The organism is Flavobacterium sp. MEB061 (assembly GCF_000834715.1).
In the GTDB taxonomy this organism is placed as follows: domain Bacteria; phylum Bacteroidota; class Bacteroidia; order Flavobacteriales; family Flavobacteriaceae; genus Flavobacterium; species Flavobacterium pectinovorum.
This window is the reverse complement of the sequence record NZ_JXQR01000036.1, coordinates 85,856-106,565: the sequence shown is the minus strand read 5'-3', so window position 1 is coordinate 106,565 and position 20,710 is coordinate 85,856. Positions and strand designations below refer to the sequence as shown.

20 protein-coding genes and 2 tRNA genes are annotated in these 20,710 nt (G+C 33.4%); 11 read left to right on the top strand and 11 right to left on the bottom strand.

All coding sequences use genetic code 11. The features are described from left to right. The coding region (locus tag RT99_RS25725) for a DUF6370 family protein (RefSeq protein WP_042565722.1) at nucleotides 1-149 on the top strand (149 nt) is incomplete at its 5' end. After that, on the top strand, nucleotides 149-724 hold the full coding sequence (locus RT99_RS15780) for a Crp/Fnr family transcriptional regulator (RefSeq protein ID WP_042565721.1): 576 nt from the start codon (nucleotides 149-151) through the stop codon (nucleotides 722-724). The genes RT99_RS25725 and RT99_RS15780, both read left to right, overlap by 1 nt. A 79-nt stretch (nucleotides 725-803) precedes the next feature. Here RT99_RS15780 and aceA read toward each other — a convergent pair whose 3' ends face one another. Then, nucleotides 804-2,084: an isocitrate lyase gene (aceA, locus tag RT99_RS15775; RefSeq protein ID WP_042565720.1), complete on the bottom strand. Its 1,281-nt coding sequence runs from the start codon at nucleotides 2,082-2,084 to the stop codon at nucleotides 804-806. 129 nt (nucleotides 2,085-2,213) lie between these two features. Continuing rightward, entirely contained in the window at nucleotides 2,214-3,815 is a 1,602-nt protein-coding gene (gene aceB / locus RT99_RS15770) for a malate synthase A (RefSeq protein ID WP_042565719.1), read from the bottom strand. A 206-nt stretch (nucleotides 3,816-4,021) separates the two neighbouring features. Here aceB and RT99_RS15765 point away from each other — a divergent pair, with 206 nt between their 5' ends. From RT99_RS15765 to RT99_RS15755, 3 genes are all read left to right on the top strand, one after another. Then, nucleotides 4,022-5,503, top strand: coding sequence for a helix-turn-helix domain-containing protein (locus tag RT99_RS15765; RefSeq protein WP_042565718.1), 1,482 nt, complete (start codon nucleotides 4,022-4,024; stop codon nucleotides 5,501-5,503). Between the two features lie 478 nt (nucleotides 5,504-5,981). Continuing rightward, on the top strand, nucleotides 5,982-6,698 hold the full coding sequence (locus tag RT99_RS15760; RefSeq protein WP_042565717.1) for a pirin family protein: 717 nt from the start codon (nucleotides 5,982-5,984) through the stop codon (nucleotides 6,696-6,698). A 151-nt stretch (nucleotides 6,699-6,849) separates the two neighbouring features. After that, on the top strand, nucleotides 6,850-7,383 hold the full coding sequence (locus RT99_RS15755; RefSeq protein WP_042565716.1) for a YceI family protein: 534 nt from the start codon (nucleotides 6,850-6,852) through the stop codon (nucleotides 7,381-7,383). A 165-nt stretch (nucleotides 7,384-7,548) separates the two neighbouring features. Here the strand turns inward: RT99_RS15755 and RT99_RS15750 are convergent, their stop codons facing one another. Next, nucleotides 7,549-8,412 (bottom strand): helix-turn-helix domain-containing protein, encoded by an 864-nt coding sequence (locus tag RT99_RS15750; RefSeq protein WP_042565715.1) that lies wholly within the window; start codon nucleotides 8,410-8,412, stop codon nucleotides 7,549-7,551. Between the two features lie 144 nt (nucleotides 8,413-8,556). Between RT99_RS15750 and RT99_RS15745 the strand changes: the two genes are divergently transcribed. Further along, nucleotides 8,557-8,919, top strand: a complete 363-nt coding sequence (locus tag RT99_RS15745; RefSeq protein ID WP_042565714.1) for a DUF983 domain-containing protein — start codon at nucleotides 8,557-8,559, stop codon at nucleotides 8,917-8,919. A 73-nt stretch (nucleotides 8,920-8,992) separates the two neighbouring features. After that, the gene (gene fabD / locus RT99_RS15740; RefSeq protein ID WP_035651657.1) at nucleotides 8,993-9,868 is read left to right on the top strand and encodes an ACP S-malonyltransferase; all 876 of its coding nucleotides are present in this window, start codon (nucleotides 8,993-8,995) and stop codon (nucleotides 9,866-9,868) included. Between the two features lie 102 nt (nucleotides 9,869-9,970). Here fabD and RT99_RS15735 read toward each other — a convergent pair whose 3' ends face one another. The 3 genes from RT99_RS15735 to RT99_RS15725 all read right to left on the bottom strand — a co-directional run bounded on the left by RT99_RS15735 (nucleotide 9,971) and on the right by RT99_RS15725 (nucleotide 12,599). Then, a complete protein-coding gene (locus RT99_RS15735) occupies nucleotides 9,971-10,189 on the bottom strand; it encodes a hypothetical protein (RefSeq protein ID WP_042565713.1) in 219 nt (72 codons plus the stop codon). Between the two features lie 149 nt (nucleotides 10,190-10,338). Continuing rightward, entirely contained in the window at nucleotides 10,339-11,352 is a 1,014-nt protein-coding gene (galE, locus tag RT99_RS15730; protein WP_042565712.1) for a UDP-glucose 4-epimerase GalE, read from the bottom strand. Nucleotides 11,353-11,468: 116 nt separating this feature from the next. Beyond that, the gene (locus RT99_RS15725; RefSeq protein WP_042565711.1) at nucleotides 11,469-12,599 is read right to left on the bottom strand and encodes a DegT/DnrJ/EryC1/StrS aminotransferase family protein; all 1,131 of its coding nucleotides are present in this window, start codon (nucleotides 12,597-12,599) and stop codon (nucleotides 11,469-11,471) included. 137 nt (nucleotides 12,600-12,736) lie between these two features. On the opposite strand from RT99_RS15725, the gene RT99_RS15720 reads away from it, so the two are divergent. Together RT99_RS15720 and RT99_RS15715 are read left to right on the top strand one after the other, a co-directional pair. Further along, nucleotides 12,737-13,966 carry a 3-deoxy-D-manno-octulosonic acid transferase gene (locus tag RT99_RS15720; RefSeq protein ID WP_042565710.1) on the top strand — a complete coding sequence of 410 codons (1,230 nt, stop codon included), beginning with the start codon at nucleotides 12,737-12,739 and terminating at the stop codon, nucleotides 13,964-13,966. 348 nt (nucleotides 13,967-14,314) lie between these two features. After that, on the top strand, nucleotides 14,315-14,539 hold the full coding sequence (locus RT99_RS15715; protein ID WP_042565709.1) for a hypothetical protein: 225 nt from the start codon (nucleotides 14,315-14,317) through the stop codon (nucleotides 14,537-14,539). A 211-nt stretch (nucleotides 14,540-14,750) separates the two neighbouring features. Here the strand turns inward: RT99_RS15715 and RT99_RS15710 are convergent, their stop codons facing one another. The 4 genes from RT99_RS15710 to mutS form a co-directional block, all read right to left on the bottom strand. After that, nucleotides 14,751-15,128, bottom strand: coding sequence for a hypothetical protein (locus tag RT99_RS15710; RefSeq protein ID WP_042565708.1), 378 nt, complete (start codon nucleotides 15,126-15,128; stop codon nucleotides 14,751-14,753). Between the two features lie 164 nt (nucleotides 15,129-15,292). Further along, nucleotides 15,293-15,378 (bottom strand) — tRNA-Leu (locus tag RT99_RS15705). Between the two features lie 14 nt (nucleotides 15,379-15,392). Continuing rightward, nucleotides 15,393-15,465, bottom strand: a tRNA-Gly gene (locus RT99_RS15700). 148 nt (nucleotides 15,466-15,613) lie between these two features. Continuing rightward, a complete protein-coding gene (gene mutS / locus RT99_RS15695) occupies nucleotides 15,614-18,220 on the bottom strand; it encodes a DNA mismatch repair protein MutS (protein ID WP_042565707.1) in 2,607 nt (868 codons plus the stop codon). Nucleotides 18,221-18,375: 155 nt separating this feature from the next. On the opposite strand from mutS, the gene RT99_RS15690 reads away from it, so the two are divergent. Next, a complete protein-coding gene (locus tag RT99_RS15690) occupies nucleotides 18,376-18,807 on the top strand; it encodes a DUF1573 domain-containing protein (RefSeq protein WP_042565706.1) in 432 nt (143 codons plus the stop codon). A 76-nt stretch (nucleotides 18,808-18,883) separates the two neighbouring features. Further along, nucleotides 18,884-19,414 carry an RNA methyltransferase gene (locus tag RT99_RS15685; protein ID WP_042565705.1) on the top strand — a complete coding sequence of 177 codons (531 nt, stop codon included), beginning with the start codon at nucleotides 18,884-18,886 and terminating at the stop codon, nucleotides 19,412-19,414. Nucleotides 19,415-19,505: 91 nt separating this feature from the next. Here RT99_RS15685 and folK read toward each other — a convergent pair whose 3' ends face one another. After that, the gene (gene folK / locus RT99_RS15680; RefSeq protein ID WP_042565704.1) at nucleotides 19,506-20,639 is read right to left on the bottom strand and encodes a 2-amino-4-hydroxy-6-hydroxymethyldihydropteridine diphosphokinase; all 1,134 of its coding nucleotides are present in this window, start codon (nucleotides 20,637-20,639) and stop codon (nucleotides 19,506-19,508) included. Between the last annotated feature and the right edge of the window lie 71 nt (nucleotides 20,640-20,710).

Sequence of the window (20,710 nt, the reverse complement as noted above, 5' to 3'; positions counted from 1 at the left end):
ATTTTGTTGACGGAACAACAATTCATGATCACGGCGACGCACATGCTGAAGACGGATTTTGTAATGCTATTACAAAAGCTTCTGTAACGGGAACAATCGAAAAAAACCGTTTTAAAGCAACTTCATTCACTTTGATAAAAGAAAAATAATGGAGTTGATTCTTGAAAACATTGCTAAGCATGTTTCTTTAACAGCAGAGGAACAAGCGCTTTTTTTATCCAAATTAGAAACAAACATTTACAAACCTAAAACTATCTTATTGAATGCCGGCGAAATCTGCAAACATTCGTATTTTGTAAATTCAGGGATTTTAAGAAGTTTCAATATTAATGACAATATTGTTGAACATGTTTTATCATTTGCCTGCGAAGGCTGGTGGATGAGCGATATGTACAGCTTTTTTTCGCAAAAACCAGGACAGCTATTTATTGAAGTTTTAGAAGAAGCTGAAGTAGTTTCTTTATCCAAGGAAAATCAGGAACAATTGTATCTGGAGATTCCAAAACTGGAACGTTTTTTCAGGATTTTAATTGAAAACTCATTAGTTGCCAATCAGCAAAGATTAATGGACAACTTAAGTTTACCAGCCGAAGAAAGGTTTGAAAAGTTTTGTACTAAATACGGAACATTGGTTCACAAAGTTCCCCAAAAACAAATTGCTTCTTTTATTGGTGTAACGCCCGAATTTTTCAGTAAAATGAAAGCCAGGCTTTTGAAGAAATAAGATTTTCCGCCACAAATTCACGAATTATTTTTTTACAATCTTTAAGAATAAAAATTCGTGAATTCGTGGCGGAAAAAAATTAAAATTGCTCAACCTCCGTAGAATGTTTCATTGCTGTTGTTGTTGATTTTCCAATTGTTACGGTGTTTTGAACCGCATCAAAATAAGAAGTTCCCACAAAAGCCTGATGTTTTACAGCTCTGAATCCGTTTTTCTGCAAAGCAAATTCTCTTTCCTGCAATTCAGAATATCCTGCCATGCCGCGTTCTTTGTAGGCTTTAGACAATTCAAACATACTGGTGTTTAAAGCATGGAATCCCGCCAAAGTAATGAACTGGAATTTATATCCCATTGCCGCCAAGTCTTCTCTAAAAGTCTCCATTTCTGCAACAGATAATTTTGCAGCCCAATTAAAAGATGGAGAGCAATTGTAAGCCAGCATTTTATCCGGAAATTCTTTTTTCATGGCATCCGCAAACTTTTTAGCATAAACCAAATCGGGATTGCTGGTTTCCATCCAAATCAAATCAGCGTAAGGAGCATAGCTTAAACCTCTTGCAATTCCCTGATCGATTCCATTTTTTACATAAAAGAAGCCTTCGTTGGTTTTTTCACCCGTAATAAATTTAGCATCTCTCGGGTCTGCATCGCTCGTTAATAAATTAGCCGCATCAGCATCTGTTCTGGCAACTATTAAAGTTGAAACACCCATAACATCCGAAGCTAAACGTGCCGCAATCAATTTGTTAATCGCTTCTTGTGTTGGCACCAAAACTTTTCCGCCCAAATGCCCGCATTTTTTAGCAGAGCTTAATTGGTCTTCAAAATGAACTCCAGATGCTCCGGCTTCAATCATTGATTTCATCAATTCGAAAGCATTCAGATTTCCACCAAAACCAGCTTCGGCGTCGGCCACAATCGGAACCAGATAATCTTTTTTATCTTTAACCTCATTTACAACCTGAATCTGATCAGCGCGCAATAAGGCATTATTAATTTTTTTTACTACAATTGGCACACTATTTACCGGATAAAGCGATTGATCCGGATACATTTCTCCCGCCAAATTTGCATCTGCCGCAACCTGCCAGCCACTTAAATAAATGGCTTCAAGGCCTGCATCAACTTCCTGAATCGCCTGATTTCCTGTTAAAGCACCCAACCCAGCTACATAATCCTGACTTTTTAACTTTTTCCATAATTTTTGCGCTCCCATTTTGGCAATAGAATGCTCAATTTGATAAGAACCCTGAAGCGTCACTACTTCTGTCGCAGTATATGGGCGTTCAACACCTTTCCATCTTGGGTTCGTAATCCAATCGTTAATCAATTCCTGAATTCTGTCTTCTGTTGTTTTCATAAATAATATAGTTAAGTTGGTTAGTAAAGCATTTCATTCAAATTAAAAATTCAGAATTAATTTTTTTTTTTCACGCAGATTTAGCAGATAGTGCAGATTTTTAATTTTTAATTCCAAATTTTTAATTATCTAAAGGTATTTGTAACACGGAATAGTCAAAAAGTCAACAAAATCAGTATTTACAACTAATCTTTCCAATACTTTTTCAGCTAAAGGAAATTGACGTTTTTCGTAATTTTCTTCTCCTAGTTCCGATTTAATTTTCTGATATTCATCTAAAGCCAATTCGTGATAATAAGCCAGATTCAAAATTTTGCCATTATCTAAAGTCACTTTATTCTGAAGCCATTGCCACAATTGCGATCTCGAAATCTCTGCCGTTGCTGCGTCTTCCATCAAGTTATGCAAAGCCGCTGCGCCTTGTCCATTCAGCCATGAAGCCAAGTACAAAACCCCTACATTGATATTTTTTCGAACGCCGTTTTCTGTAATGATCCCGATTGGCGGTTCCAGCAAATCTTCTTCCGTAATTTTTCGATATTCTCTTTTAATATGAATTTGATTTGGAGTTGGCATTCCGGCATCAAAAACTGATTTTGCTAAAGAAACTAAATCCGGATGTGCCACCCAGGTTCCGTCGTGACCATTTTTTACCTCGCGTTCTTTATCTGTTTTTACTTTTGCAAAAGCAACGGCATTCGCTTCTTCATCATTTTTAATCGGAATTTGAGCTGCCATTCCGCCAATCGCGTGAATTCCTCTTTTATGACATCTCTGAATTACCAAATTTGAATAGGCATTCATAAAAGGAGAAGTCATATTTACCTGATCGCGATCCGGAACAATGAATTTTGGGTTCTTACCGAATTTCTTGATGTAAGAGAAAATATAATCCCAACGACCGCAATTCAAGCCAACAATATGTTCTTTCAATTCGTAGATAATTTCATCCAATTGAAAACTGGCTGTTATCGTTTCAATTAAAACCGTCACTTTTATAGTTCCTCTTTTCAGTCTTAAATAATTCTCGGTAAAATCAATTACGTTATTCCACCAGCGTGCTTCCAAATAATGCTCCAATTTTGGAATATAGAAATACGGTCCGGAATTGTTCTCCAATAATTTTTTATGATTATGGAAAACGTACAGCCCAAAATCTACCAAAGAACCCGAAACTTCTTTTCCATCAATTAAAAGATGCTTTTCAGGCAAATGCAATCCTCTTGGACGAACGATCAGCGTTGCGATTTTTTCATTTAACTGATAAGATTTATTTTTAACCGAATCTGTATAAGAAATCGTTTTATTGACAGCATCAATTAAATTCATTTGACCTTCCATCAAATTTTGCCAGGTTGGCGAAGTACTATCTTCAAAATCAGCCATAAAAGTCTTTGCTCCCGAATTCAGCGCATTGATAATCATTTTACGATCAACCGGACCGGTGATTTCTACTCTTCTGTCCAACAAATCCTTCGGAATTTCTCCAGCCACCCAATTACTTTCTCTGACGGTTTTGGTATCTGAAGGAAAAGAAGGCATAATACCCAGATTCAAAGCGACTTGTTTTTGGTCACGTTGTAATAACAACAATTTACGTTGCGCTTCAAATTTTCGATGCAATTCTGTTATAAAAACAATTGCTTCTTCTTTCCAAATTGTTGGATAAGAAAACTTTTTTTCGGCTAAAAATTCCATTGCCGTCTCGGTAATTTCTAATTGGTTTTTCATAGCTGTGGATTTTATTTTATTAGTGAAAATCAAAATCGTTATTCAAATTATATTCTCTTCAAAAAAACATTCACGATAACAATCTGATATCTAATAATTTCTACACCACAATATTAGAAAAAAGTTTTTTACAAAACAAGCGAACGTTCGCTAAATGTTAAAAATAATATTTTGGCGATTATTTTTTAAATAACTATATTTGATTCATGAATATCGAAAAAGACTACATAAAGCTGATATTTGGGCTCAAACTGAAACAGGTTCGAACCCAAAAAAATCTTTCCCTTTTTGGCTTAGCCAAATTGACAAATCTTTCAAAATCGTATTTAAACGAAATTGAAAAGGGAAAAAAATATCCAAAAACAGATAAAATCTTACTGCTTTGTAAACATCTTGACGTTTCATATGATCAAATGATATCTTTAAAACTCGATAACAACCTCGCTCCTATTGGCGAAATCTTAAAATCCGGAATTTTAAAAGAGATTCCGCTAGAACTTTTTGGAATCCAGGAAGCTGATTTAATTGATATTATTGCCAATGCACCGGCAAAAGTCAATGCGTTTATAAGTACCATTATCGAAATTGCACAGCATTATAATTTAAGCAGAGAAAGTTTTTTCCTGGCTGCGTTACGTTCATATCAGGAAGCACACAGTAATTATTTTGAAGATTTAGAGGAAAAGGTAATTGCTTTTTCAAAATCCTTTCAAATTAACCTAGATTCTAAAATTACTATCGAAGAATTAGAAGCGATTCTTAAAGAAGAATACGAATATACTATAGAAGAAATTGCTTTTACAGATCAGGAAGCTTTAGAAGATTTACGTTCTATTTATGTTCCGAAAAGTAAAACTCTATTGCTTTCAACAGAAATTGATAATCCACAAAAAGCCTTTATTTTAGCTAAAGAAATCGCCTACAATTACCTAAAAATATCAGATCGTTTACTGACTTTCAGCTGGATCAAATTTGATAATTTTGATCAGGTTTTGCATAATTTTTATGCTTCTTATTTTGCCGGAGCTTTATTATTACCAAGACAATTGATTGTAGATAAAATCAATGATTTTCTTTTAAACGAAAAACCAAATCCGGAAGAATTTGTTGCTTTGATCGAAAGTTTTGAAGTTTCTCCCGAGTCTTTTTATCAAAGATTAACCAATTTATTGCCAAAAGATTTTCATCTGAAGAACTTATTCTTTTTAAGAATGTCACATAAAATTGGTTCTGATTTTTATCAAATCAAAAAAGAATTACACATTACGAATCAGCAGGAACCTCACGCGAACGAAACCAATGAGCATTATTGCAGAAGATGGGTTTCGGTAAAAACCATAGACGAAGCTATCAAACAAAACAAACCTCATTTTTTTGATGCGCAGATTTCAAGCTACGTTCATAGCGGAAATGAATATCTGGTTTTTTCATCAGCCACAAAAGATCCTTTTATAAAAGACAACATTCGCAGTATTTCTGTTGGAATTTTAATTAATCCGACAATGAAAAAGAAATTCAAATTCATTGAAGGAAAACCGCTTGTAAAAAGAATTGTAGGCGTTACCTGCGAAACATGCGACGTAAAAAATTGTCTTGAAAGAGCCGCACCGCCAATTGCATTGGAAAAGAAAAAGCGTCATGAGAATACAGATGTTGTTGTTCAGCAGTTTATTAGTCAATATAGCTGATTTTAGATTATTAGATATTAGACTTCTAAGATTATAAACTTTAGATCTTCACACAATCTTGTCATTCCGAGGAACGAGGAATCTTCACAAGGAGCTCGACAAAAGATTGGTGATATTGTTCGCGGAGTTTCTAGCGGAGATTCCTCGTTCCTCGGAATGACAAGATTGTGGTTACCATACGTAAAATGGATTAAAATCCATCCCTTTACAACACCAAAGCTCCAGCGGAGCGATATTTCCTATATTAACATTTCGCTCCGCTGGAGCTTGGTGATTCGTTTCAATAATTCCTATAAATATTCTGTCCCGCTGGGACTTTTTTTTATTTCAATCATATTTTCGATCAAGATAAAAACCTTAGAATCTTAGTCCCTTAGAAACTCAGAACCTTCAAAAAAACTTTCTTAATCTACATTAAGTGTGTTTCATTTACCTTGGTAGTATCTTTGTACTATAAAAATAACAAACAGATAAGGTCATGGAAAATATAGTATTACATAAAGCAGAAACAAGAGGAAATGCAAATCACGGTTGGTTAAACGCTTATCACAGTTTTAGTTTTGCAAGCTGGTACAATCCCGATAGAATTCAGTTTGGAGCGCTTCGTGTTTTGAATGACGACACAATTGCAGGCGGAATGGGTTTTGGTACACATCCTCACGATAATATGGAAATTATTACCATTCCGTTAGAAGGAGATTTAGCACATAAAGACAGTATGGGAAATACTGAAATCATCAAAAATGGTGATATTCAGGTTATGAGTGCCGGAACTGGTGTTCAACACAGTGAGTTTAACCCAAATGAAGATCAGCAAACTAAATTGTTGCAAATCTGGTTGTTCCCAAATAAAAGAAATGTAACACCACGTTACCAACAAATAACTTTGAATGTTGCTGACAGACACAATAAATTGTCTCAAATTTTATCTCCAAATGCAGATGATGAAGGAGTTTGGATTCATCAGGATGCCTGGTTTAATATGGGTAATTTTGACTCAGGTGTATCTAATGAATACACAATCAAAAAAGAAGGAAACGGAGTTTACGCTTTCATTTTAAAAGGAAACGTAACTATTAACGGGCAGGAATTAAACACTCGTGATGCCATTGGTATTTCAGGAACTGATGTTTTGAATATAAAAGCAAATACTGATGCTGAATTTTTATTAATGGATATTCCGATGAACTATTAATTCAGGACTTCTTTTCAAACAATAAACAAAACAAATTGGATTCAAAAATACTTCGTTATTTATTTCTTAATCTAGGTTAAGTACTTAATGAAGACGCTCGAAGTAACTTTGTCCTATCAAAATGAAATTAATATTTTAAAAAATAAAAATTATGGCAACTACAAAATGGTCAATTGACCCAACTCACTCAGAAATTGGTTTTAAAGTTAAACACATGATGTTTACAAATGTTTCAGGAAAATTTGGAACTTACGATGCTTCAATCACTACAGAAGGAAATGATTTTGAAAACGCAGCAATCGAATTTTCAGGCGATATTGCGTCTATCGATACTGCAAATGCAGACAGAGACGGTCACTTAAGAAGTGCTGATTTCTTTGATGCTGAAAACAATCCAAAATTAACTTTCAAAGCTTCTTCATTCAAAAAAATTGATGATGGAGATTATGAAATTACTGGAGACCTAAACATTAAAGGTGTTTCTAAATCAGTAACTTTTCCTGTAGATTTTAGCGGAATCATGACTGATCCTTGGGGAAATACTAAAGTTGGTTTAAGCATTGAAGGAAAAATTAATCGTAAAGATTGGGGTTTAAACTGGAACTCTGCTCTAGAAACTGGGGGAGTTTTGGTTGGAGAAGAAGTTCGTTTAAACATTGAATTACAATTTGTAAAACAAGCTTAATCTTGTAATAAATAGGTTTTAATTTGGTTGGTTAAAAACCCTGTACTTTTTAGAAAGTGCAGGGTTTTTTCTTTTTGAAATAAAGGAAAAATCGCCACGAATTCACGAATTATATTTTTCCAAACTTTGCGCTATAAAAATTCGTGAATTCGTGGCGGAAAAAAATTATCGCACTGTACTTCGAAACTCCGTTGGAGACATTCCTGTTTGTTTTTTAAAAAATCTCGAGAAATACGAGTAATCTTCGTAGCCAACAGCAAATGCAATTTCGTTTATAGACAATTGTTTATCGATTAACATTCGTTTGATTTCGAGAATCACACGATCCATAATAACTTCGGTTGCTGTTTTCTGCAGAATTTCATTGCAGATTCTATTCAAATGTTTTAAAGTGATATTTAATTTCTCTGCATAAAAAGAAGGCAGCTTTGCTTGTCTGAAATATTGCTCCAAAAGCCTTTCAAACGTATTGATTTTAATATTATAAGAATGTGTTTGATGCGAATACGTTTCACTGTATTTTCTTGAAATTTCAATATGAATACAATCTAATAAATTCAACATTTTATCTAATTGCAATTTATTATCCTGATTGTTTTCCTGAATTAATAAATCAAAATAAGGCTGGATTTTTAGAATTTCTGTTTCTTCAAAAACCATTTCCGGCCTGTTGTGAATGGAATGATAAAAATTATAATCGTTTATGTTTTTTTGTCCGAAATACAAATTATAAAGTTCTTGCGAAAAGATAATCACAAAGCCTTCAATATCTTCGGATAAACTCCAATGATGCATTTGACCGGGCTGAAGAACGAATAAACTTCCTCTTTTTATTTCGAACTGATCAAAATCGACTTCGTGCAATCCGGAACCATTTGTAAAAAAAACCATCAGATAGGAATCGTGACGATGTGGTTCTTCGACAAAACTGTGACTTTTTAAATGTTCTGTAAAAGTATTGACGTAAAAATCGCGATGAACATCGTTACAACTAAAATTCTGAACACTATAAATTGGATACTTTTTCATACGCGATTAGATTGTAGATTTTGGAATTTAAAATTTGGAATTTCCAGAACAAAATGTCTTTATTGTGCTATAAGTAGCGAAGATATAAAAAAGACTTTTATCCTACTCTGAATTACCTTTGTATAAATAAAAAACATCAAGATCATGTCACATGCATTAACTCATATTTTAAGTAACGAATGTCCTGTTTGTCATAAAGGAAAAGTATTTAAAGATAAAAGTATTTTTTTGACTTTTGGTCTTCCAAAAATGAACGAATATTGCAGTCATTGTAATTATAAATTTCAAAAAGAGCCTGGTTATTTTTTTGGCGCAATGTATGTAAATTACGGATTAACTGTTGCGCAAGGCATTGCTACTTATTGTATTGCACAGTTTTTCTTTGATCAAACATTTGATTTAAGAATCATTCCCATCATTGCTGTTGTAATTACTTTACTCACTTCTTTCAATCTTCGATTTTCAAGATTAGCATGGATTTATATGTTTAAGGATTATACGAGCTAAAAAAATACTACTTTTGCCTTTCAATTGAAACTAATTTTCAATTCTAAAAAAAAATAAAAATTAAATTAGACAAATGAAAGCATACGTATTTCCAGGTCAGGGCGCACAGTTTACAGGAATGGGCAAAGACTTATATGAATCATCGGCTTTAGCCAAAGAATTATTCGAAAAAGCTAATGAAATCTTAGGTTTTAGAATTACAGATATTATGTTCGAAGGTACTGCCGAAGAACTAAAAGAAACTAAAGTTACACAGCCGGCCGTATTTTTACACTCTGTTATTTTAGCCAAAACTTTAGGCGAAGATTTTAAGCCTGAAATGGTTGCAGGACATTCTTTAGGAGAATTTTCAGCATTGGTTGCAAACGGAACTTTATCTTTTGAAGATGGTTTGAAATTAGTTTCTCAACGTGCTTTGGCAATGCAAAAAGCTTGCGAAATTACACCATCTACAATGGCTGCGGTTTTAGGTCTTGCTGATAATATTGTTGAAGAAGTTTGTGCTTCTATCGACGGAATTGTGGTTGCTGCAAACTACAACTGCCCGGGACAATTGGTAATTTCAGGAGAAACTTCTGCTGTTGAAAAAGCTTGTGAAGCCATGAAAGCTGCCGGAGCAAAACGTGCCTTAATTTTACCTGTTGGAGGAGCATTTCACTCTCCAATGATGGAACCTGCAAGAGAAGAATTGGCTGCTGCAATCGAAGCAACTACTTTCTCTACTCCTATTTGTCCGGTTTACCAAAACGTAACGGCAAATGCAGTTTCTGATGCAAACGAAATCAAAAAGAATTTAATTATACAATTGACTGCTCCCGTAAAATGGACACAATCTGTACAACAAATGATCGCTGACGGCGCTACTTTGTTTACTGAAGTTGGTCCAGGAAAAGTATTAGCAGGTTTGATCAATAAAATTGATAAAGAAGCAGTTACGGCGAATGCTTAATTAGTATTCCGTTTTCGGTCGCAGTTTTCAGTTTAAAACTAAACATAAAAAATCCTCATAAATGAAATGTTTATGAGGATTTTTGTTTTTATGTCTTGAAACTTATTTCCACGGATATGCTTTTATTCTTTTAGACATTTCAGCTTTAAACTCCTCTGGAGTTAAACCTCTTTTAAACTTTGTGTCAAAGTCTGAGCTTTTTCCCCACCATTCTCTTATTCTTCTAATCGATTCTGCTTTTGCTTCTTCAGGCGTTAATCCTTTTGCAAACTCAGCATCAAAGTCAAAAATATTCTCTTTATTTTCCTTTTTTAAATTCATTATTCTTACATTTTAATCTTACAAAATTAAAAAATAAATCAAATGAAAAATCCCAAATAATCTAGATTAATTTGGATTTTTAATATCGGATGTTAGACGCACTGCTGTGCATCTCTACCTGAAAACCGAGACCGAGACTGAATACTAAATTAAGAACGAACTTTCTGTTCCCACTTCCAGGCGCTTGCCATTGCTTCGTCAAGGCTTAATTCTGCTTTCCAGCCTAAAACATTGTTTGCTTTATCTGTGTTGGCGTATGCTTCGGTGATATCACCTTCGCGGCGCGGCATGATTTTGTATGGTAATTTTTTATCGCTTACTTTTTCAAAACTATGAATAACTTCAAGAACAGAACTTCCTGTTCCTGTTCCCAAATTAAAAGTTTCTACTTTTTGTACATTCTTTTTATTTAACAAACGCTGTAATGCAATTACGTGTGCCTTTGCTAAATCTACAACGTGAATGTAATCACGAACAGCCGTACCGTCAGGCGTTGGGTAATCATTACCAAAAACAGATAATTCCTGACGTAATCCCATTCCGGTTTGTGTAATAAATGGAACCAGATTTTGAGGAACTCCTAAAGGTAATTCACCAATTTCTGTACTTGGGTGCGCTCCAACCGGGTTGAAATAACGTAACAAAATAGCACTTATATTGGTAACTTTTGCAGTATCATTGATGATTTCTTCTCCGATTTGTTTGGTATTTCCGTAAGGAGACATTGCTGCCTGAACAGGCGCATCTTCTGTAATTGGCATTTTTTCGGCTTGACCGTAAACCGTACAAGACGAACTAAAAATAAAACTTGCCTCAGGTTTTTCTTTTAATTCCTGCAACAAATAAACTAAACTACTAATATTGTTCTCGTAGTATAATAACGGATTTTCAACACTTTCGCCAACTGCTTTTGAAGCTGCAAAATGAATTACGCCCGCAACGTCATTATATTTTTTAAAGAAATCCTTTACTGCGGCTTTTTCTCTTAAATCTATTTTTTCAAACAGAGGTTTTTTTCCGGTAATATTTACGATTCCCTGTACAACATCTTCTGAAGCATTAGAAAGATCATCAATTATAACAACTTCAAAGCCTTCATTTTGCAATTCGACTACGGTATGTGAACCTATAAACCCTAATCCTCCGGTTACTAATATTTTCATTTTTTTTTAGATTACAGAAAATAGAATAAAGAAGATAGATTATATAAGTTTTTCTATTCTCTTTTTCTATTGTCTTTTATGTTCTTTTTTCTATTCTCTTTACTCTACATTCTTTCTTATTTCAAAAATTCAATTACGCTATCGGTAATAAATTTAATCTGCTCATCATCTAATTCTGTATGCATTGGCAAAGCAATCACTTCTTTCACTAATTGATTGGTAACCGGAAATTGCTCTTCTTTATAACGAACATCAACATAAGCTTTTTGAGAATGCAAAGGAATTGGATAATAAATTGCACACGGAATTCCTTTGTCTAATAAATGCTGCATTAAGGCGTTACGATCTGCATCGATAATTCTCAATACATATTGATGAAAAACGTGATCATTTTCGTTTGCATCAAACTCAGGCGTGATAATGTTTTTGTGACCTGCAAAAGCTGCATTATATTTTGTCGCTGCACGACGGCGCGCCTTATTATATTCATCTAACAAAGGTAATTTTGCATTTAAAACCCCTGCCTGAATACTATCTAAACGAGAATTAACCCCTACAACATCATGATGATAACGCTCATACATTCCATGATTTACGATTCCTCGAATAACATGCGCTAATTTATCATCATTTGTAAAAATTGCTCCACCATCTCCATAACAACCTAGGTTTTTTGAAGGAAAAAATGATGTTGCAGCAACATGTCCAATTACACCAACCTTAGTTTTTTCGCCAGTTTTAGAAACATAATCAGCTCCAATAGCTTGTGCATTATCTTCTATTACATATAAATTATGTTCGGCAGCGATTTCCATAATAGCATCCATATTTGCAGCGCGGCCAAATAAATGTACCGGAACAATTGCTTTTGTTTTTGGAGTAATTGCTTTTTTAATGGCATCGATATCAATATTCATATTTGTGATATCAACATCAACCAAAACCGGAGTAAGCTGCAATAAAGCGATAACCTCAACAGTAGCTGCAAAAGTAAAATCGGCAGTAATCACCTCATCACCAGGTTTTAAATCCAATCCCATCATGGCAATTTGCAAAGCATCTGTACCATTTGCACATGGTATTACGTGTTTTGCCCCTAGATAGTCTTCAAGATTTTTTTGAAATTGATGAACCAATGGTCCGTTTATATAAGTATTTGTATCTAAAACTTCTTGAATTGAAGCATCAACAGTGGCTTTTATTTTTTCATATTGACTCTTTAAGTCAACCATTTGAATTTTTTTCATTTATCTTTTTATTTATTTAAAACTTAAGATTTGATTTTGAAACCAAATCTCTAAACGAAGCACAAAAATAGTTATTTAATACCTTCGAACAATGAAAATAATCGAAAGAAGCGTAATTTAGCGCCAAAAATATATCTATGCTTTTTCTGTACAATTTAGTTATTTCCATTGCCGGTTTTTTTCTTAAAATTGTGGCGCTTTTTAGTCCTAAAATCAAACTTTTTATTGACGGAAGAAAAAATGTTTTTTCCATCTTAGAAGAAAAAATAAAAGCCACAGACAAAACTATCTGGTTCCATTCGGCCTCACTTGGCGAATACGAACAAGGCTTACCTGTAATCGAAAAAATAAAAGAAAAATATCCTTCGCACAAAATTGTTGTTACTTTTTTTTCCCCTTCCGGATACGAAGTGCGTAAAAATAACACAGTTGCAGATGTTACCATATACCTGCCATTGGATACCAAAAAAAATGCAAAACGATTTTTAAAACTGGTACATCCTGAAAAAGCTTTTTTTATCAAATATGAATTTTGGTTAAACTATTTAAAAGAATTAGAAACAAGCAAAACCCCAACCTATTTAATTTCCGGGATTTTTAGAGACAGCCAAATGTTTTTTAAATGGTATGGCGGTTTTTACAGAAAAGCATTAAAAGCCTTTACTTATTTTTTTGTTCAGAATGAAAGTTCGAAACAAAAAATTGAAGCCATTGGATTTAACAATGTAATTGTTTCGGGCGATACTCGTTTTGATCGTGTAAATGCCATTTTAGAAAGAGATAATTCCCTTGATTATATTGAAAAATTTAAAAATAACCAAACCACAATTGTTATTGGAAGTTCCTGGCCAAAAGACGAAAGTCTAATAGCTGAATATATAAATCAGGCTCCGGATAATGTGAAGTTTATTATTGCTCCGCATAATATTAAGACAGAACAAATTTCAAATCTTAAATCTCAAATAACAAAATCAAGTGTTTTATTTTCAGAGAAGAACAATCTTGATTTATCAAATTATTCCGTTTTTATAATTGACACAATTGGCTTATTAACTAAAATCTATAGCTACGGAACAATCGCTTATGTGGGCGGAGGTTTTGGAAATCCTGGTATTCACAATATTCTGGAACCGGCCACGTTTGGAATTCCGATTATAATTGGACCCAATTTCTCCAATTTTGCCGAAGCTGTTGAACTGGTTAAACTTAAAGGATGCACTATAATATCGAATAGCGATGAATTAAAAAACAGTTTTGATCAATTGATTAATGATGAAAATTTTCTAAAAGAAAAAGGGCAAATTTGCAAGTCTTATATCCAGGATAATACAGGAGCAACAAACAGCATTATGAAAATCGTTTCTTAAGCTTTTTAACACAGTTAAAGCTGGTTTCGTATCATTGTCATGAAAAAGAAGGCTTAAAAGCGTTCTTTTTGGCTTTTAGAGCTTGCAGAATAATTAGTCAAAAGCAAAATAAACTGCAATGAAGTGAATCAAAATAGCCAATTCTATTATTGAATATTTAATGAAAAATAATTTATACAAAAAATACAATAATATAATAAATTTTTACTAATTTGGCACTATCTTTGATAAATAAGATAATCGTGAGCAATGAAAATATTTTAAAAAAAAAATAAAAAAATATTTTACATATTAAAAAATTTATATCTTTGCCACGAATTAATAATTAACCTTTTATAATAAAGTAAGATGAAAAAAGTATTTTTAAGTTTAGCTGTTGTTGCTGTTTTAACTGTTGTTTCTTGTAAAAAAGCTGATGCTGCTGCAACTGAGTCTGTTGACTCTACTGCTGTTGCTGTTGATTCTGCTGCTGCTGTAGTTGATTCTGCTGCTGCAACTGTTGATTCTGCTGCTGCAAAAGTTGACTCTGCTGCTACTGAAGCTACTAAAGCTGCTGAAGAAGTAAAAAAATAATTAGAACCTAAGTTCTAAAGATTTTAAAACCATCCATTGTGATGGTTTTTTTTATGCTAAATTTTTAGTGTAAAATCCCAATATCAAAAATCCCAAATTCCAAAACACTCTGTTTCTGAAATTTGGGATTTTTATATTATTACACTTTATTTACAAACCAAACACCAAACCATTGTTATTTTGAATCTTCAAAATATTGAGACTTTATTCATTATTCTACTTCTTCTTCCTCAACAACTTCCTCATCTTCAAAAATCGACTCATTCGACGAGAAATCTAAAATTTCCGATTTTGAAGAATAAGTAACGATTTCTTTTATTCCTTTCTGTAAAAGCAATTCTGTAGTGTATTTTCGGCTTGTCGCAAAATGAACCTCACCCAACATTAATTTAAAAAAATATTTTCCTCCAGAACCTTTAAATTTTAAAAATTTAGCCTGATCTACATTTAGTTTAAATTTTTCAATATCTTCCTCACATTCAAATTTCAACTCATAACTTAAACTTGTAAATATTACTTTCCCTTTTCGGGAAGTAAATACAAATTTATATTCATCGTTAAATCTTCTACTAATTACGAATGCACCCATTTAGAAATTTTAGATTTTACTGATTTAGATTGATGATTTAGATTGATGATTTAGATCTTAGACTAATAACTCCAGAATCCTGATAAGCTTACTGCGTAAATTTATCATTTTAAACTTTGACTTTACACAATAAAAAAAGCCTCTTCAAAAAGAAGAGGCTTTAGTACTCAGAGCGGGACTTGAACCCGCACGAACATTGCTGTTCACTGGATTTTAAGTCCAGCGTGTCTACCAATTTCACCATCCGAGCATTATATGGTTTTGAGCGAAAAACGGGGCTCGAACCCGCGACCTCGACCTTGGCAAGGTCGCGCTCTACCAACTGAGCTATTTTCGCGTTTCAAATTTTTATAAGAACTACAATACTCAACTTGTTTCGTATTGCGAGTGCAAATTTAGGACATTTATTCAATTACACAAGCGTTTTTTGAAAAAAAATTACACTTATTTTATAACTTTCTGATAACCTAAACTTTAAATCTGAATTATTTTCCAACCAGCATTCTTTTAATTTCATTAAGCTTCATTAATGCTTCAACAGGTGTGATCGCATTTATATCAAGACTCATGATCTCTTGTTTTATTTCTTCCAGCAAAGGATCATCCAAATTAAAGAAACTCATTTGCATTTCATCATTCGCAGATTTGATTCCGTTTAAGGCATCACTGGAATGATTTTTTTCTAACTTTTTTAATAGTTTCTGAGCTTTCAAAATTACAAGTTGAGGCATTCCGGCCATCTTTGCAACATGAATTCCAAAACTATGCGCACTTCCCCCTTTTACGAGTTTACGAATAAACAGCACCGTATCTTTTAATTCTTTTACCGCAACATTATAATTTTGGATTCTTGGCAACGATTCTGTCATTTCATTTAATTCATGATAATGCGTTGCAAATAAAGTTTTGGCTTTTGATGGATGTTCGTGCAGAAATTCGGCAATAGCCCAGGCAATCGAAATTCCGTCATAGGTACTGGTTCCTCTTCCAATTTCATCTAATAAAACCAAACTACGATCTGAGATATTATTCAAAATTGAAGCTGTTTCATTCATCTCGACCATAAAAGTAGATTCTCCCATCGAAATATTATCAGACGCTCCTACTCTGGTAAATATTTTATCTACAATTCCCATTCTTACACTATCCGCAGGAACAAAACTTCCCATTTGAGCCAGCAATACAATTAGTGCCGTTTGTCTCAAAATAGCCGATTTACCAGACATATTCGGACCTGTGATCATAATAATCTGCTGTGTTTCTCTGTCTAAATAAACATCATTAGCGATGTAAGGAGTTCCAACAGGCAATTGTTTTTCGATAACAGGGTGTCTTCCGTTTTTAATTTCAAGCTCGAAAGTTTCATCAATTTCCGGACACACATATTGGTTTTCGACAGCCAATTGTGTAAACGAACATAAACAGTCTAATTGTGCTACTAAATTGGCATTCATTTGAACCGGTTTGATATACGTCGCAATCCAGACCACTAATTGCTCGAAAAGATCAGATTCTATCTTATAGATTTTTTCTTCAGCACCTAAAATCTTGGTTTCGTATTCTTTTAATTCTTCGGTTATGTATCTTTCTGCATTTACCAAAGTCTGTTTACGAATCCATTCTTCCGGAACTTTATCTTTATGTGTATTCCGAACTTCTATATAATAACCAAAAACATTATTGAATGATATTTTCAAAGATGAAATTCCGGTTCTTTCTGATTCTCTTTTTTCAATACCTTCCAGATATTCTTTTCCAGAAGTTGAAATGGCACGTAAATCATCCAGTTCTTCGCTAATTCCTTTTGCAATCGCATTTCCTTTTGCAATCGCAACCGGCGCATCCTGATTTAAGGTTGTTTTTATTTTTTCTCTTAATAAATCACAGGCATGTAAACTGTCTCCAATAACTTTCACTGCTTCCTGCGGACTTTGAAGCGCTAAGGTTTTTATTGGAATAATAGCATCCAAAGATTCTTTTAAATAAACAATTTCACGCGGAGAAACTTTTCCGGCAGCGATTTTAGAAATCAAACGTTCTAAATCTGAAATTTGCTTGATTTGGTATTGAATATTATGTAAAACTTCTGAATTTGATTTCAAATACGAAACTACATCATGACGCCCTTTTATTTTATTACTGTCTTTTAATGGAAGTGCCAGCCAACGTTTTAACAAGCGCCCTCCCATTGGCGAAAGCGTTCTGTCAATTACATCTAAAAGCGTTACTGCATTTGGATTGTAACTGTGGTATAATTCTAAATTTCTAATGGTAAAACGATCCATCCAGACATAAGCATCTTCTGCAATACGCTGGATTGCCGTAATGTGCTGCACACGATTATGCTGTGTTTCAGATAAATAATATAAAATTGCTCCTGAAGCAATAATTCCTTCTGTTAATTCTTCAATTCCAAAACCTTTTAAAGAAACGGTTTGAAAATGTTTTGTAAGGGTTTCTAAAGCATAATCTTCTTTATAGATCCAGTCTTCCAGATAAAAACTATGGAAATCCTCTCCAAAAGCATCTTTAAAATTACCTTTATTATTCTTTGGAACCAAAACCTCACTTGGGTTAAAATTCTGCAATAATTTATCTATATATTCGGCATTTCCCTGAGCAGTTAAAAACTCTCCGGTCGAAACATCCAGAAAAGAAATTCCGATACTTTTATTAGCAAAATAAACAGACGCTAAAAAGTTATTTGATTTAGATTGTAAAACTTCATCATTTAAGGAAACTCCCGGAGTTACAAGTTCTGTAACGCCACGCTTAACGATAGTTTTAGTCATTTTAGGATCTTCAAGCTGATCGCAGATTGCAACACGAAGCCCGGCTTTTACCAATTTTGGCAAATAGGTATTTATAGAATGATGCGGAAAACCGGCCAAAGCTGTTTCAGTTTCAGATCCCGCCCCTCTTTTGGTCAATGTAATTCCAAGAATTTTAGAAGCTCTGATGGCGTCTTCTCCAAAGGTTTCATAAAAATCTCCTACTCTGAAAAGCAGACATGCATCAGGATATTTTCTCTTGATTTCGTTGTACTGTTTCATCAAAGGTGTTTCTTTCACCACTTTCTCTTTAGTTGCCAAATTATTGTTTTTTTAAATGAAAATTAAGACAGCGAATTTATAATATTTTGAAGGAATATCGAAGTGCTATAAAAATTAAAATATTTTAAGAATATTTTAAGTTCAGATATAAGAATTTTATATAGATTTGTCATAATTAAAAAGACTCTTAAAAGATGAAAAAAATAATTTTATTCGCTATGTTGGCTGTAGTTGGAATTACTGCTTCTAACGCTCAAAGTACTAAGAAAGCTAAAGCTGCTAAAGTTGCTAAAATTGAAGGAGCCGGAATGGCTTTTGAAACTGAAACTATTGATTACGGAACTATCGCTCACAATGCTGATGGAAAACGTGAGTTTGTTTTCGTAAACAACGGAACTAAACCATTAATCATTACAAATACACAAGGATCTTGTGGTTGTACTGTACCAACTACACCAAAAGAGCCAATTGCTCCGGGTGCTAAAGGTATTATTGGTGTAAAATATGCTACTGACAGAGTTGGTGCTTTTACAAAAACTGTAACTGTTACTTCTAATGCAGAAGGACAACCAACAAAAGTGCTTACTATTAAAGGTACTGTTTTACCAGATCCAGTAAAAAGCTAATCTGAAAAACAAATAAAATAAATCGAAAAAGCTTCCTTATCTTTGGAAGCTTTTTTTATGACCAGAATTCAACACAATGAGAAAACTTGAAAATAGTGAGCTAGACCGTAAATCTATCGAAGATTTTAAAAAATCAGACAAAACCCCTTTAATTTTAGTTTTGGATGATATTCGCAGCTTACACAATATTGGTTCTGTATTTAGAACCGCCGATGCTTTTTTGATCGAAAAAATAATTTTGTGCGGTATTACAGCAACTCCTCCAAATAAAGAAATTCATAAAACCGCTCTTGGCGCAACCGAAACCGTTGCCTGGGAACATCATGAAAATGTTTTGGAAGTAATTGAAAATCTAAAAAAAGAAAACGTTATGACTCTTGCTATCGAACAAGTTGAAAGCGCTATTTTTCTTCAGGATTTTAAAGTCGAAAAAAATCAAAAATATGCTCTAGTTTTTGGTAATGAAGTTTATGGGGTTTCTCAGGAAGCAGTTGCTATTTGTGATGGCTGTATTGAAATTCCGCAATTAGGCACCAAACATTCCTTAAATATTTCTGTAAGTGCCGGAATTGTTGTTTGGGATTTGTTTCAAAAACTAAATTTTTAATTAGATAATGAGAAAATGTGTCAATTAGATAATTTATACATAAGACCTTCATTATCTAATTATCTAATTCCCAAATTGGCACATTACCATATTAATTCAATTTCTTCTGAATTTCGTTTAAAATAAAAAGGTAATCTTCGTGGTTTTTTACAAAATCACGATTAGAGACATCGATAATTAAAACATTTAAATCAGTTTGAGATTTGATGTATTCCAGATATCCGTTATTGATTTTATCCAGATAATCTCCTTCTATATTTTGTTCGTAAGCACGTCCGCGTTTTTTGATGTTTTCCAATAAACGCCCGGTGTTTTGGTACAAATAAATATACAAATCAGGTTTTGGCATTTCCTTATAGATAATATCGAATAAATTTCGGTACAAACGATATTCATCTTCCTGCAAGGTAATTTTAGCAAAAATCAATGATTTAAAAATATGATAATCGGCTACGATAAAATCTTTGAATAAATCAAATTGAGCCAAATCGTCTGATAATTGCTGATATCTGTCGGCTAAAAAAGACATTTCGAGCGGAAAAGCGTACCTGTTTTGATCTTTATAAAATTTAGGCAAAAACGGATTATCTGCAAAACGCTCTAAAACGGTTTTAGCATTAAAATCTTCAGCAATTTTGTGTACCAAAGTTGTTTTCCCCGCTCCGATATTTCCTTCAAAAGCAATATAATTATAATTCTCTAAAGGTATTTCCCGTAAAGGACTTTTCAAATCCTGAACCACAGTACAAGAGCTGTCATCCGGAGTATTGGCAATTAATTCATTTATGTTTTTATGAAAAACAGGATGTTTCCAATCTAATTTTAAATCGCGCATGGGCAGTAATACAAAATTTCGGTTTTGCATTAATGGATGCGGAATGGTAAGTTTTTCAGATTCGATAATTTCATTATCAAAAACAATCAAATCAATATCAATAATTCTTGACTGATATCCTTCTTGATTTAAACGAATTCTGCCTAATTGTTTTTCGACTTTTAAAACCTGATTTAATATTTTTTGTGCCGATAAGTTACTGTGTAAAAGCAAGGCACAATTGTAAAAAGCATCACTTTCAAATCCCCAGGCGGGTGTTTCATATAGTTTTGAAACCTCGATTACGGTTCCCACTTCCTGATGTATTAACGCAATACAACTTTCGATGTTTGCCAACCGGTTTCCCTGATTACTGCCTATAGATAAAACGACCTGATGCTGTGATTTCATAATTAATGCAAATTAACTAAATCTATTTTAGAATTAACAATATATTTGTGAAACGAGTTCTGAATTTAATT